Source organism: Gemmatimonadaceae bacterium (assembly GCA_035533015.1).
Lineage (GTDB): Bacteria > Gemmatimonadota > Gemmatimonadetes > Gemmatimonadales > Gemmatimonadaceae > JAGWRI01.
In genome coordinates this window covers 1-14,475 of record DATLUQ010000057.1, presented here as the reverse complement: position 1 = coordinate 14,475, position 14,475 = coordinate 1, and the positions used below count along the sequence as shown (strand labels likewise).

Below are 14,475 nucleotides of genomic sequence, written 5' to 3'. Positions count from 1 at the left end.
GGCCCGCGGCGGTGTCAGGAATGCCGCGGCCCTCGCGTCCGCTAATCGTCGCCCATCGCGGGTTTCCCCGGCGTGCCCACCGGTACGGCGTGCTCCGCCGTGTGGGGCGGCCTGAGCCCGAACTTCCGGGCCAACCTGGAGCGCCACCCGTCCATGATCTCATAGAACGTCGGAATCACGAGCAGGGTGAGCAGCGTGGACGTGATCACCCCGCCGATCACGGCGACGCCCAGCGGTGATCGGAATTGCGCGCCTTCGCCTCGCCCCATCGCCACCGGAATCATGCCGGCGATCAGGGCGAACGTCGTCATCAGGATGGGCCGCAGGCGGATCGCCCCCGCTTCAATGAGCGCGTCGCGCAACGGCGTCCCCTGCTCCTCACGCGACCATTTCGCAAAGTCGATGAGGAGGATGGCGTTCTTGGCCACGATGCCCATGAGCAGGATCACGCCGATCAACGACATGATGTTGATGGTGTTGCCGGTGAACGCCAGCGCCAACATCACGCCGATCAACGACAACGGCAGCGAGATCATGATCGCCAACGGATCGAGGAACGACCCGAACTGCACGACGAGGATGAGGTACATCAGCAATACGGCGATGCCGAGCGCCGAGAAGATCTGGCCGAAGACCTCGCTCTGGTTCTGCGCGTCGCCGCCGTACGACAGCCGCACCCCGGGCGGCAACCGCAGCGTGGCCAGCCGCGCCTCGATATCCGCGGTGACGTCGCCGGAGGCGCGCCCCGACGTGTTGAGTTCGACGTTCACCACGCGTTCGCGATCGAGATGGTCGATGATCGCCGGCCCCACACTGTCCTTGATCGTTGCCACCTGCCCGAGCGGCAGTGTGGTCGGCATGCCGTCGGGACCGGTCACCACCAACGGGAGTTGGCGGAGGTCGGACGCCCGGCGCCGGGCGTCCGGCGCCAGCCGCACCTCGACGTCGCGTGGGTCCCCGCTCGGATCGATCCAGTCGCCCGCCTTGAGCCCGGCGAACGCGGGCCGCAGCGATTGCGCGATCTGGCCCACGGTGATCCCCAGCGCGCCGGCGATGCCGCGGTTGAGTTCGATGTTCAGCTCCGGCTTCTCCCCCTTGGTGGACAGCCCGACGTCCACCGCGCCCGGCACCTGCTTCACGATGCGCTCCACGGTGTCGGCCGTGGCATTGATCGCCGTCAGGTTGTCGCCGCGGATCTGCAACTGTAATTGTTTGCGACCGCCGCTGAAGTCGTCGGTGAACACCGACAACGTGATGCCCGCCACGTGTCTGGTTTCGTCGCGCAACATCGCCGCGAATTCGTTGACGCTCACCGACCGTTGCTCGCGCGGCACCATCTTCACGTAGATGTCGCCCTGGTCCACCTCGCCCGTAGCCTGCGTACCGAGCGTCGAGTACGTGTGCAGCACCAGGTCCTTGTGCGCGCGGATGAACCGGGCCGTCTCTTCAGCCTTGAGCCGCGTGTACTCGAGATTCGATCCCGGTGGCGTCTCGATGTGCACGGTCAACTCGGCACGGTCGTCCTCGGGCATGAAGCCCACACCGACGGCGCCCATCGGCGGCACCAACCGCGGCAGAATCACGAAGGCCGCGACGCCGGCCACGCCGATCAGGGCCCGCGCCGCCCCGGGTAGCCGCTTGCTGCTCATGGCGTACACGGCCGCGGCCAGCCCGATCACGGCCATGCCCAGTCCGCTCACCCCGCGGCTGGGCAGCAGGAACGCCGCGAAGAACGTCCCGACGGCTATCGTCACCATGGCCGCTCGGTGGTCCAGCGCCCACGCCACCACGTTCTTGTAGTTCGCGGCCTGGCGGTTGAACCAGCGGTTGAAGCGGTTCAGTTGCCGCGAGATCCACGCCCGTTCATGGTCGGGCTTATGCGGGTCGGCCCAGTAGGCCGACAGCATCGGATCGAGAGAGAACGAGACGAACAGCGACACTGCCACCGCGCAGGCAATGGTCAGCGCGAACGGTTTGAACCACTGGCCGCCGATCCCCGGCATGAACCCGATCGGTACGAACACGGCGAGGATCGAGAACGTCGTCGCCGCCACGGCCAGGCCGATCTCGTCGGTGCCGTCGTGGGCCGCCGTGTAGTGATCCTTTCCCATCTCCACGTGGCGCACGATGTTCTCGCGCACCACGATGGCGTCGTCGATCAGGATGCCGATCGCCAGCGACAGGCCGAGCAGCGACATCGTCTCGAGTTTGAACCCCATCACCCACACGGCGATGAACGAGGCCAGCACCGACACCGGCAGGGCGAGTCCGGTGATGACCGTGGACCGCCATGAATTCAGGAACAGGAACACCACCAGGACGGTGAGCATCGCCCCGATGAGCAGCGCCTCCTCGACGTTGCGCACGGCCGCGGTAACGCGCACGCCGGAGTCCTTCACGACGTCCATCGTCGTGCCCTCCGGAAGCGTCTTCTGGATCTGGGCCACGCGGGCCCTTATCTGATCGCTGACGTCGGTGGTGCTGTAGCCCTTGGCCTTCTTGACGTCGATGCCCACGGCCTCGCGCGCGTCGTACAGCGCCATCGTGCGCGCCTCGGCCGTACCGTCGCTGACCGTGGCCACGTCGCCCAGGCGGATCACCCGGTTGTTGCGTTCGGCGACGATGAGCTGGGTGAAATCGTGGGGGGTCTCGAGACGGCCTTTGAGGCGGATCGACCGCTCATCCAGCGAGCCGATCACGCGCCCAACAGGCGCGGCGAGATTCTGGTTCTGGAGCGCCGTGACAACCTGCGCCACGCTCACCCCAGCGGCCTGCAGGGCCGTGGGATGGACCTCGACGGTCAGCTCCCGATCGACGTTCCCGAAGATTTCCACGTCCGCCACACCTGGAATCGCGCGCAGTTGCCGCGTGATGTCCGGATCGGCGAGTCGGGTCAGTTCGGCCGGGGACAATACGCTCGACGACAGCGCCAGCGACACGATGGGACGATCGGTGTCGTTGAACTTCTTGATCACCGGTTCCTTCATCTCGTCGGGTAGATCGGAGCGGATCGACGAGATCGCGTCGCGGGCCTCCTGCGTGGCGACGTTGAGGTCCTTGTCGAAGTAGAACTCGATCAGCACGTTCGCATAGCCGTCGTACGCCTGCCCCGTGATCTGCTTGACGTCGGCGATCGACGAGAGTTGATCCTCCACCGGCTTGAGGATCTGCTTCTCCACCACGTCGGGCGACGCGCCGGGATAGGGAATGCCCACCGTGACGTACGGCGGCGCCACATCGGGGTACTCGTCGGTCTTCAGCTTGTAGAGCGCGAACAGCCCGAAGACGGTCAGCGCCAGCATCGTGACCACGGTGATCAACGGGCGCTTGATCGCAAAATCGGAAATGACCATGATCCGCTCGCTACGGCTTGGCGTCGTTTGGTGCGCTCACCCGCACCGGCGTGCCCGGTGAGATGCCGCGCGCGGCACCGACGAGGATCGTGTCGCCCGCTGCCAGCCCGCTCCGGATCTCCACCGTCTCGGCGACGTCGTCGCGAATGCCGAGTTCGACGGCCACCGGCGTCACCTTCCCCTGTCGCAGCGCCATCACCGACGGCCGCACGCCGTGTTCGTCCACCGCCGAGATGGGCACCACTGGCGCGTCGTGCGTCTCGCTCGCCACGCGCCCGTCGGCGAACAGGCCGCCCACCAGCGAGCGCCCCACATTCGGGATGCGCGCCAGCAGCGACACCTGCCGGGTGGTGGGATCGGCCGTGGGATTCACTCGCGTGATGTGCCCCGTGAACGTGCGACCGGGATAGCCGGTCACCGAGAAGTCCACCGGCATGCCGATCTTCACGTCGCCGAGGGCATTGGCCGGCACCGACGCTTCCAGCCGCATGGTGGCGGGATTGACCACCGAGAACATCGCACCGCCCGGCGACACGAAATCGCCGCCGGTCACGTCGCGGGCCGCCACCACACCGTCGAACGGCGCGCGCACCGTGGTCTTCTCGAGCATCTGCTGCGCGTTGGCGTACACGGCCGTGGCGTTGTCGAGCTGCGTCTGGGCCGTCATCGCCGCGTTGCGGGCCGCCTCGAGATCGCGATCGGCGATCGCTCCCACGTTGATCAGTGCTTCGCTGCGCTGGAGGTTCCGCTGCGCAATGTCGGCCGCGTTCTGCGCCGTTCCCACCGCTGACTTGGCGGACAGCGCCTGCTCGCGCAACACCGAGTCGTCGAGGCGGGCCAGCACCTGTCCCTTGGTCACGCGCTGCCCAGGCTCCGCATACGTCTCGAGTACCGCGGCCTGCACCTCCGCGCGCACCGTGGCCTCCTCATCCGGCTCGAGCGAACCCGAAATCTCCGGGCCAGTCTGGATCCTGTGCACCGCCACGACCGTGATGTTCTCGGGCCCGATCGTCACGCCAGGATCGGCCGGCTCCGCGTTGCCCGCGTCGCGCTGGCACGCCGCCACGCCAGCAAGCATCATCGCAGCCAGCGCGAGGAATGCGATCCGCGTGGATTGCACCTTCACGTTCATGGAGTATTGCCCCCGATTTGGCCCGACGTGCCCGTCACGGCCGGAGTGCTGGCCGGCATTCTCGATGCACTGGCGCCCGTGCTCGTGGTCGAACTCCCGCTCGATGCGCCGCCCGGGCCCCCCGACAGCGGCAGATCGCGCAACAGCGCCACGCGCACACGTGCCACGGCGAGGTCCCGCGCCGCCTGCGCGCGGTTGGCCTCGGCCTGCTGGAGCAGCAGCCGCGACTGCGCCAGATCGGTCTGCGTGGACAGACCTTGCTGGTACCGGACCTGGTCGATCGCGTAGGCCCGGCGCGCCTGTTCCGACGTACCCGCGCTCGCCTCCCACGACGCGTCGGCCTGCGCCAACTGGCGCATCGCTACCCGCGCATCGACCGCTGCGTACTGCCGCGTCTGATCCAATTGGGCCTGGGCCTGATGCACGTTGGCCTGCGCCACCAGCTCGTCGCCGTGCGTGCCCCCACCGTTGAACAGTGACACCTGCGCGCTCAGCCCCACCGTCCAGTTCTCGCGGAAGTTGCTCCACGCAGGAAACGTGTTCGCCGGGAAGAACAGCCGTTGATAGCCCGACGTGAGTGACAGAGCCGGATACCGTTCGGCCCGGGCGACTTGCAGCAAACCCTCTTGGGCCCGGACGTTCTGTTGCGCTTCCCGCACGGCGGCGCGTTGCAGGGAGCTCGTGTCCGGCGCGTTCGTCGTCGCGATACCGGCAAGGCCCGGCATCGGCGCGTTCTCGATCGGCGTCGTCAGCACGACCGAATCATCCAGCGGCAGTTCGAGCAGGCGTTTGAGATTGAGCAGCGCCACCTCGAGGTTGGTCTCTGCCTGCAGCACCTGCGGCCGCTGGTTGTCACGCGTCACCTGCGCCTTGAGCAGGTCGAAGTCCGACGCGTTGCCCACACGGCGCGCCACGGTCGTCTGCCGCAACAATTCGTCCGTCTGGGCCAGCGTGGAATCCGAGATCACCAGCAACTGCTGCGCGAGCACGGCGTCGTAGTAGGCCTGCGTCACGTCGAGCGCCAGCTGGGCCCGTTGCGAGCCGAGTTCGAGATCAGCCACCCGTTGCCCGGCCACCGCCGCCGTGCGCTGGCCGGTGAGGCGGCCCCACGTGAAGACGTTCTGCGATACCTGCAGCCCGATCACGTATTCGTTCTCCGCGCCGAAGCCCACGCTCTGCAAGTTCGACGCGGGGCTGCTCGTGCCGTTCGACCCGGTCGAGTCCGACGACGTGCTCCCGAAGCTGAACCCCGAAAACTGTGAGCGCAGCGTCCGCGTGTATCCGAGCGACGCGCCGACCTGCGGCAGGAATTGACTGCGTGCCTGGTCGAACTGGCCCTCGGCGCGCGTCACACCGGCCCGAGCCATGCGGACCGTCGTGCTGCGCTGCTCCGCCAACTGGATGGCGTCTTCCAGCGATACGGGGCGTACGCCGCCGGCCGCGCGCTGCGCGAGCGCCGGGATCGCACCGAGCACGAGGCCGCCAAACAGAACTGCGGCGCGCACGCTCTTGGCTGTGATGGATTGCATGTCTTGGAGTGTTGAAAGGTGATCGGGCCGCGGCGTCAGGCCGCCGTGACCTTCGACTTCGGCGCCGCGCGAAGCGACATGCCAGCAGCTCGCAGGAAACACTTCGCGTAGCGGTTCGGCGCGTCTTCCGCCGGCTCGGGAAACGCTCCGGGCATCATTTCGCGACACATCGCATCGCCGAACAGCGACGACATCAGCATCGAGATCGCGGCGCCCGTATCGCCGCCGGTTTGCGCCAACTCATACGTGGTGAGCACGTCCACGTATCGCCCGAGCACCTCAGCGGCGCAGTGCGGCCCACGGCACGCGGCCTCGGCGGCCAGCGGACGTTCCTCCATCTCGCTCATCGACTTACGGAGAAACGATCGCTCGCGCGTCAGAGAGTCGAGGACGACGTGGCACCACTCGGTGAGTTCGCGCTCGGGATCTACCGGGTGGCCTGGAAGTTCCGGGACGACCGTGGCATTTGCCTGATCGCGGGCCAGTTCCTCGAACAGGGAGTCTTTCGAGCCGAAGGTGCGGAACAGGGTGACTTCATTGACGCCGGCTTCGTTGGCGATGAGCCTGGTGGTCGCGCCACGATAGCCGTGGAGGGCATAGACGCGGGCGGCCGCTTCGAGAATTCGTTCGCGGATTTCCATAGGACCCGGAGGCTAGCGGGTCCTCATTCCGGTAGCAAGTGGGTACTTGCTTCAATGTCACACCCGCCCCGAGACAACGGCTGGACGACGGCCGCCTTACGATCCCGCCCGCACCGTGCGCACGCCGAACACCGGGGCGATGCGACCATGAGCGCCCGCATCGAACCGGACGGTGACCGTCGACTTGCCGCGAGTGAGCGCCTCCGGCACCGCATAACGGGCATCGAAGAAGCCGCTCGCTCCGGCGTTCGGCACGAACGTGCCGATCGTCGTTCCATTTATGATAATGCTAAAGTCACCGGTCGTCGGTGTGAGGCCGGGCTCGTTGTAATACGTGACCACGAGTGCAGCGGGGACGCCCGGCTCCACCGGCAGTACGTAGGAGAACCAGCCCGCCCCGCCTCGGCCCGGACGACCCTCCGTGCGTTCCGCGGGCCGGTCGACGGGGGCGCTCTGGTAATGGAAGAGCGCATCATCCTCCCGGGTTCCCGGACGCACGAACGCGATCGTCGCCGCGTCGAGTGCGCGCTGCCGGTCCCGTTCGGCAGCGATCCCCGCCACCCGCCGGTCGAACTCGGTCGGTGTGACCACGTCCAGGTAGAGACTGTACGTGCGCTCGTACGTCCGATAGAAGGGCGCCAGAGCGACGTCCCCTGCCGGCGATGGGGCCTCGGGGACCCGCGCCACCTGACGCACCGTGAAATTGCCGGCCGGCGTGGCGGGCACCACCCAGTCGTCCAGCGGACGTCCCGCCGCGACCATCACCGGCACGGGCGGCTTCGTGAACGCGGCACGTCCTTCGCGCCGCGGGCCCAGATCGGCGGCGAGCGCTAGCGGGCCCCACATGATCGCCGTCACGCTCGGGTCATCCGGCGTCGTCTCGAACCGGAGCGTCTTGGGAAGCGTCAACTCCACGACGTCTCCCGCGTTCCACGTGCGTTTCAACTCCACGAAGGTGCTGGGCGACAGGACGCGCGGGTCCTGACTCACCAGGCGGCCACCGGCGCGGCCGGGTTGCAGGCTACCGAGCGGGGGTTGCGGCACCTCCTGCCCATTGACTCGAACACGGAACCCGTCGCCCGCCCAACTCGGCCGCCGGATGGCGAGCGTGAACGCCGTCGGCGCCGGCGGCGTGATGGTGAGTGTGGCCGAGCCGCCGTCGGGGAAATCGGTGGCCATCGCGAACCGCGTCCCGTCGCTGAACCGTGCCGTAGACGGCACGAATACCGTGACCCACCGTGTATCGTCCGATTCGTAATACACGCCGTGGCCCACCAGCGCGTGGTTTTCCATCCCCGTGCCCACACAGCAGGTGAAGTCCCGCTGCATGTCCTGGTATTCCTGCTGTTCGGCACGCCCGACCGGCACCATGTACGACATGTCGCCATCGGCCGGGTCGATGGATGACAGCTGGTGGTTGAACAGCGCGCGCTCCTGGAAGTCGGCGTAGAACGCGTCGGGGCGCACGGAGAACAGCCGGCGCGTCAGCTTTAGCATATTATAAACATTGCACGACTCGCACGTTCGTCCGTCGATCCGGACGCCCCACGCGTCGGCGGGCCCGAAGTACTCGGACAGCCCGTGGCCCCCACTGGCATACGTGTGGTGCTGCACGACGGTGTCCCAGAAGAACGACGCCGCCAGCAGATCACCGGCGTCACCCGTGTAGCCGAACCGCTCGGCCGAGCCGACGAGCTTGGGCACCTGGCAGTTGGCGTGCTTACCGTCGAGGTTGTCCTGCCCGCGCTTGAGCGGGTCGGTGAACGCGTGGTGCTCGAACTTGTACGACAGGGCCAGCCACCGCGCGTCGCCGGTATCGGCCCACAGGTCGGCCAGCACCTCGTTCATGCCTCCTTGCTCGGTGTTGAGCATCGCCGCCAATTGCGCCTCGTTCAGCGGAGCGAGAATGCCGTCTGCCCAGGCCGCGAATTTCGTTTCCACCTCGAGCGCCGTCGGGTTCCCGGTGTGCCGGTAGGCGTCGCGCAGTCCGGCAAAGGTCTTGTGCAGCGTGTACCACGGTGACCAGAGGCCGTTGAGATCGAATGGCGCCGAGCGAATCACGCCGTCGTGCAGTTCGCCAAACGCCTTGCGCCCATTCTCCAGCGCGCTCAGGTACCCGTCGCCATTCTTGTCCTGCACTTCCTTCAAGCCGGCCACCAGATAGTCGGCCCGCGCCTTGAAGCGCGCATCGCCGGTGGCGAGATACATGAGGCTCACCGCCGAGAGATGGTGGCCCGCGATGTGACCCGTGAGATTGTGGCCGTCGCCGTCCCAGCCGGTGTAACCCGGTGCCTTGGGGACGAGCCCGGCGCGGATTCTGTAGTACGCGAGCATCCGATCCGGATCGAGCGACAGGAGGTACGCGGCGTCCAGTTCCTGGGCCTGCTTGAGCGGGCCACCGAGCACGCGCACGTCGCCCAACGGCACGGGTCGGGCGCGCAGCATTTTCTGGGAAATCGGGTCGGCGGCTCGGGCGCGTCGTTCGTTGGCGGAGAGTTCCGCGGCGCTGGCACTTCCGCGAATGCCGAGCGAGAGCGCCGCGGCAGCGGAGGCGGAGAGGGCGAGAAAGTCGCGTCTGGATGAGGGCATGGTGGCGGCGGGCGGGTGAGGGATGGGGCTAAGCGGTGGCGGCAGCCGTCGCGGCAGCGGCCTCGCGGTGCTTCTGCTCGGCAATCGTCTCGTACGATGTGTGCGACTCCGGCCGTCGCATCGCCGCGAGGCTCACGACGCCAAGGCCCAGGCCCTTCATCGGATTGGTCCAGAGGACCGCACCCGTGTTCGGATCGAGGCGAAACACCTCGCCCTGACTGGCGGCAAACAGGCCGTCACCGTCCCAGAGCACGGTGACGAAGCTCGATCCTTTGAGCTTCACGCGCCACGCCTCGAATCCATTGCGTCGATCGATCGCAACGACGCAATTCTTGATGCCCACGAACAGCAGTTCTTCCGATTGTGGCGTCATCGCATTCTCCGGTCGACCCCAGCATCCACAATGCCCTGCTATTGCCGCACTGGCAAGTCGCCACGCCCACCCGACGCCCCTGCCCGGTAGCGGCACCCCCGATTGGGGGCGGACGCCGTCGCCATCTGCTGTCGTGCGGACTATCGCCCGACTGGGATTCACGCCATTTTTTTTCAGGGGATGTCCAACACATCTCGACGCACTCTCGCAAGGGAGACCCGAACCTCAATGATGACCCATTCACTGAATCGTGCTCGGCGGATCGCGCGCCGAGCGTCGGTACTCGCCTTTCTCTTCGTGCCGCTGACTCCCACGCGGGGGTCCGCACAGTCGCTGAACATGCCGCGCAACATGAAGCAGGCCGTGGCGAACGGCACGCGAACCCTCGACGGACTGCCGGGCCCCCGGTACTGGCAGAACCGCGGGCGCTATACGATCACGGTCACGGCCCTGCCCCCCGACCGCCGGATCGCGGGCACCGAGGAGATCACGTATTTCAACAACAGCCCCGACACGCTCAGGGCGCTGGTCATCAAGCTGTTCCCGAACTCCCACAGGCCCGGCGCGCCGCGCGACGGCGGCACCTCGGAGGAAGGGCTCACCTCGGGCGTCCATATCCGGTCGTTCGCGGTGAACGGCAAGGCCGAAGCGTGGGACAACAGCCCGCGCTACTTCACCTGGCAGCCGGTGAAGCTGCCCGCCATGCTGGCACCGCACGACTCCGTGCACCTGGCCTTCCGGTGGTACTACGACCTGCCCCAGCGGCCCAGCCGCCAGGGCGTGATCGACTCCACCACGTTCTACGTTGCGTACTTCTATCCGCGCGTCGCGGTCTACGACGATTACAACGGCTGGGACACGATGGACCACGCCGGCCACGAGTTCTACAGCGACTTCAACGACTACGATGTGACCTTCGACGTGCCAGCGAACTTCGTGGTGTGGGGCACCGGGACGCTGACCGACGCGGCGCAGCTACTCCAGCCCGGGCCGCTCGCGCGGTACCGCGCTTCATTCACCTCCGATTCGACGGTCCACGTGGCCACCGGGGTGGAGATCCATGGCGGGGCCGTCACGATGCAGCAGCCGATGAACAGCTGGCGCTTCACGGCTGCCGACATTCCGGACATGGCATTCGGCTTGAGCGACCACTACGACTGGGACGCGGCGAGCGTGGTCGTGGACGATGCCACGCACCGCCGCGCGAGCGTCCAGGCCGCGTACAACGATACCGCGGCGGACTTCCATCAGATGGTCCAGTTCGGCCGCCACGCCCTGGACTTCCTATCGCGCCAGTGGCCCGGGGTCGCTTACCCGTATGAGAAGACCACCGAATTCCAGGGCGGCGCGGGCATGGAGTACCCGATGATGGCAAACGACGAGTCGTACGCCGACCCGCCGTTCGCCCAGTTCGTGGCCGCGCACGAGATCGCGCACACCTACATGCCTTTCTACATGGGCACGAACGAGACTCGATATGCATTCATGGATGAAGGGTGGGCCACGACCTTCGAATATCTCATCAACCGTGTGGATATGGGGGTGGACAAGGCCACGACGCTCTTCGAACAGTTCCGCGTGAATCGATGGGCGCACGACCCATCCCCGCTCGAAGATCTGCCCATTGTTACACCGGCCGATGCGCTGACCGGCGGTGCCTATGGCATCAACGCCTATGGCAAGCCCGCCCTCGGCTACCTCGCCATGAAGGACATGTTGGGCGACGCGACGTTCAAGAAGTGCCTCCACGCATACATGGATCGTTGGCACGGCAAACATCCGACCCCGTGGGACTTCTTCAACACGTTCAGCAACGTGGCCGGCCAGAATCTCAACTGGTTCTGGAACGACTGGTTCTTCAGCAATGCCTACATCGATCTCGCGGTCCGGAGCGTCACCAGAGCACGCGGCGGCTATGCCGTCGTCATCGACAACATCGGCGGGATGGACGCGCCAGTCGACCTCCACCTCCAGTACGCCGACGGCACCAGCGACGTCGTCCACGAGACGTCGGCCATCTGGAAGACCAATCAACAACGGACGACGGTGACCGTACCAACGGGGAAGACGGTCAGAGCGCTTACTCTCGACGGCGGCATCTGGATGGACGCCGACACGTCGAACAACAACTGGAAGGCGAAGTAGGCCGGCTTACAGGACGGGCGATCGGGCGGCGGCGGGCAGAACCTGACGGGGCCCCGCCGCCTACCCGTGCCCGAAGCGGCGGACCAACTCGGCCATCGCTTCCGCCGGCGCCCCGCCTTCAGCCATCAGGCCGCCAACGACCCCATCCCGGTCCCGGGCTGGACGGTTCTGGCTGACCTTCCACTTGCCCGCCAGTTGTGAGATCGGAATTTCTATTCCGACGATCGCACCGAGGAGCTTGCGGACGAAGTCGGCGGGGGCGTCTTCCACCTTCCATGACTCGGCACGCCCGGCTTCGTAGCGGTTCGTGAGCTTGTCGACGAATGCGCGTAACCACGTCTCGTCTTCAATCACCCGCAAGGGACCGCGGGCATGGACCACCGCGTAGTTCCACGTCGGCACCACCTCGCCCGACTCCCGCTTGGCCTCATACCAGGAAGGCGAGATGTACCGGTCGGGACCCTGGAAGATCACCAACGCGTCCAGTTCACCTGCCGCGTCGCGCCACTGCGAGTTCGCGCGCGCGACGTGCCCGCGCAGCGTCCCGAACGGCGCCGGATCGGGATCGATCTCGAACGGCGTGTGATTGGCATCGAGTCCGTCGGGCGTGAGCGTGACGAGCGCGCCCAAGGGATGGGCCCGAATGAGCTCGTGCAGAACATCGATGCGGGTTTCCGCGAACTGGCCGGGGGTGTACATCGCGTGGCGGGGCGGGAGCTGGTGGTGACGGTGGGTCAACGATGCTACCCACCGGTGGAGAGGGGAAGGGCGGCGCAGGGCTCGGGGGTCTGGCAATTTTGTCTTCCGTGCGCAATTCTCTGGTCGCGTCCGCTGTTCGCTCAACCGCCACCCGAGGCCAGCCGTGACCAACCCCGAAGAACTGCTTGAGCAGACCCAGGCCCAACTGGAAGCCACCGACTTCGACGAGGAAGCGCTCGGCATCGACCGCCGCCACTTCGTCTTCCTCTCCCTGGTCGCCGCCGCGGCCACGACGCTCGGCGTCGAACCGGCGCACGCCCAGGCGCGCGGCGCTGCCACCGCCGGCGGACAACAGCGGCAACAGGAGGAGCCACCGGTTCCACTCGGCAACGGCGAATCGCCGGCGCTGCAGTTCCAGCCGTACCCCGGCGGGACAGGCGCACTCATGGAGAAGCTCGTCCGCGAGCGTGGCGCTCGCGCCTTCGACCGCGGCACCTACGAACCCGAACCGTGGGCCGGTGCCGTACCGGCGTCGGACGACGACATCGCCTTTCTTCCCGCACACCGCCTCTCGGCGATGCTCAAGGCGCGGCGCATCACGTCGGCTCGCCTCACCGACATCTATCTCACACGCATCAAACGGCTCAATCCGATCCTGCTCTGCGCCGTGACGATCATGGAAGACCAGGCCCGCGCTGAAGCGGCACGCGCCGACGCCGAGATCGCGGCGGGAAAGTATCGCGGCCCCCTCCACGGTCTGCCCTACGGCATCAAGGACCTGTTCGCCACCAAGGGCGTCCCCACCACGTGGGGCGCCAAGGACTTCGAGAACCGCATCATCGACGAGGACGCCGAGGTGGTCGTACGCCTCCGGGATGCCGGTGCGGTGTTGATCGCCAAGCTGGCCACCGGGCTCTTCGCGCAGAACGATCAGTGGTTCCGTGGACGTACCAACAATCCGTGGAATCTGTCGCAGGGATCGAGCGGTTCATCGGCCGGCCCCGCGTCGGCAACCGCCGCCGGGTGCGTCGCCTTCGGTATCGGCACGGAGACCTCGGGGTCGATCGTGTCGCCGACCATTCGCTGCGGCTTGAGCGCGCTCCGACCGACCTTCGGCAGTGTGAGCCGCTATGGCGGGATGGTGCTCGCCTGGTCGCAGGATCGCGTGGGTCCCATCGTGCGCACGAGCGAGGACGCGGCGATGGTGTTCAACGTCATTCATGGGGTGGACGAGAAGGATCCGTCCACGGTGACTATGCCCTTCCAGTTCAATCGCCATGTTGACGTGGCGTCGATGCGCATCGGAGTAGATGACCAGGCGCCCAAGGAACTGGTGGACAAGCTGCGCGAGCTCGGCATGAAGCCGGTGACCATCGGGGCGCGACCGACGGTGGCGGGAATCAGCCGCGGGTCAGGCGGCCTCGACGTGGAGGACGCTGCCGCGTTCGATTCGTACGTGCAGATCAAGGCCAAGGAGATCGGGCTCGATCTCAACAACCTGCCGCCATTGCCGGCGCGGGGAGCTGGCAATGGCCGTGAGGGCGGCGGCCGCGGGGCGGCACCAGCCAATCCGATGGCGCCGGCCGACTGGAACCCGCGATTCGTGAACGGGCGCCGCATCCCGGGATTCGAGTTCCTACAGACCGAGCGGCGGCGTTACATCCTGATTTCGAAGTGGGCCGAGTTCTTGAAGGATCTCGACATGTACATCGGCGCCCCGTTCGCCGACGTCGGGTACAACGCGCAGACCGGGCATCCCAGCGCCGTCCTACCGTACAAGTTCGACGTGCCGCAGGTATTCGGCGGCGGCCGGCGCGGCGCGGCGCCCCCAGAGCCGGCGCCGGAACTCAAGCCGCAGCCGATCTGCGCGCAGATCATCGGCAATCTCTACAACGACGACTTGATCCTGTCAGTCGCCAACCAATTCCAGACGCACGACGAGACCGTAAAGCGCCATCCGGCGCTGTAGCCGCTCCGTTTCGCATTCGTACGAGTCGGGCCGCGCCAGGAACTC

General features: G+C 66.8%; 9 protein-coding genes. 2 read left to right on the top strand and 7 right to left on the bottom strand.

All coding sequences use genetic code 11. The features are described from left to right. Nucleotides 1-41: 41 nt before the first annotated feature. The 6 genes from VNF92_12095 to VNF92_12070 form a co-directional block, all read right to left on the bottom strand. Nucleotides 42-3,353 (bottom strand): efflux RND transporter permease subunit, encoded by a 3,312-nt coding sequence (locus tag VNF92_12095; protein HVA58620.1) that lies wholly within the window; start codon nt 3,351-3,353, stop codon nt 42-44. 10 nt (nt 3,354-3,363) lie between these two features. Beyond that, nucleotides 3,364-4,485: an efflux RND transporter periplasmic adaptor subunit gene (locus tag VNF92_12090; GenBank protein ID HVA58619.1), complete on the bottom strand. Its 1,122-nt coding sequence runs from the start codon at nt 4,483-4,485 to the stop codon at nt 3,364-3,366. Continuing rightward, on the bottom strand, nt 4,482-6,014 hold the full coding sequence (locus VNF92_12085) for a TolC family protein (GenBank protein ID HVA58618.1): 1,533 nt from the start codon (nt 6,012-6,014) through the stop codon (nt 4,482-4,484). Before VNF92_12085 ends, VNF92_12090 begins: the two co-directional genes overlap by 4 nt. Before the next feature lie 35 nt (nt 6,015-6,049). Next, complete coding sequence (locus VNF92_12080) at nt 6,050-6,655, bottom strand: helix-turn-helix domain-containing protein (protein HVA58617.1); 606 nt, start codon at nt 6,653-6,655, stop codon at nt 6,050-6,052. 96 nt (nt 6,656-6,751) lie between these two features. Next, nucleotides 6,752-9,244: a beta-L-arabinofuranosidase domain-containing protein gene (locus VNF92_12075; protein HVA58616.1), complete on the bottom strand. Its 2,493-nt coding sequence runs from the start codon at nt 9,242-9,244 to the stop codon at nt 6,752-6,754. A gap of 28 nt (nt 9,245-9,272) precedes the next feature. Then, nucleotides 9,273-9,617 (bottom strand): PQQ-binding-like beta-propeller repeat protein, encoded by a 345-nt coding sequence (locus tag VNF92_12070; GenBank protein HVA58615.1) that lies wholly within the window; start codon nt 9,615-9,617, stop codon nt 9,273-9,275. Between the two features lie 228 nt (nt 9,618-9,845). On the opposite strand from VNF92_12070, the gene VNF92_12065 reads away from it, so the two are divergent. Further along, on the top strand, nt 9,846-11,762 hold the full coding sequence (locus VNF92_12065; protein ID HVA58614.1) for a M1 family metallopeptidase: 1,917 nt from the start codon (nt 9,846-9,848) through the stop codon (nt 11,760-11,762). A gap of 60 nt (nt 11,763-11,822) precedes the next feature. Here the strand turns inward: VNF92_12065 and VNF92_12060 are convergent, their stop codons facing one another. Next, a complete protein-coding gene (locus VNF92_12060) occupies nt 11,823-12,500 on the bottom strand; it encodes an FMN-binding negative transcriptional regulator (protein HVA58613.1) in 678 nt (225 codons plus the stop codon). Nucleotides 12,501-12,624: 124 nt separating this feature from the next. Here VNF92_12060 and VNF92_12055 point away from each other — a divergent pair, with 124 nt between their 5' ends. Further along, the gene (locus tag VNF92_12055; GenBank protein ID HVA58612.1) at nt 12,625-14,430 is read left to right on the top strand and encodes an amidase; all 1,806 of its coding nucleotides are present in this window, start codon (nt 12,625-12,627) and stop codon (nt 14,428-14,430) included. Nucleotides 14,431-14,475: the final 45 nt, after the last annotated feature.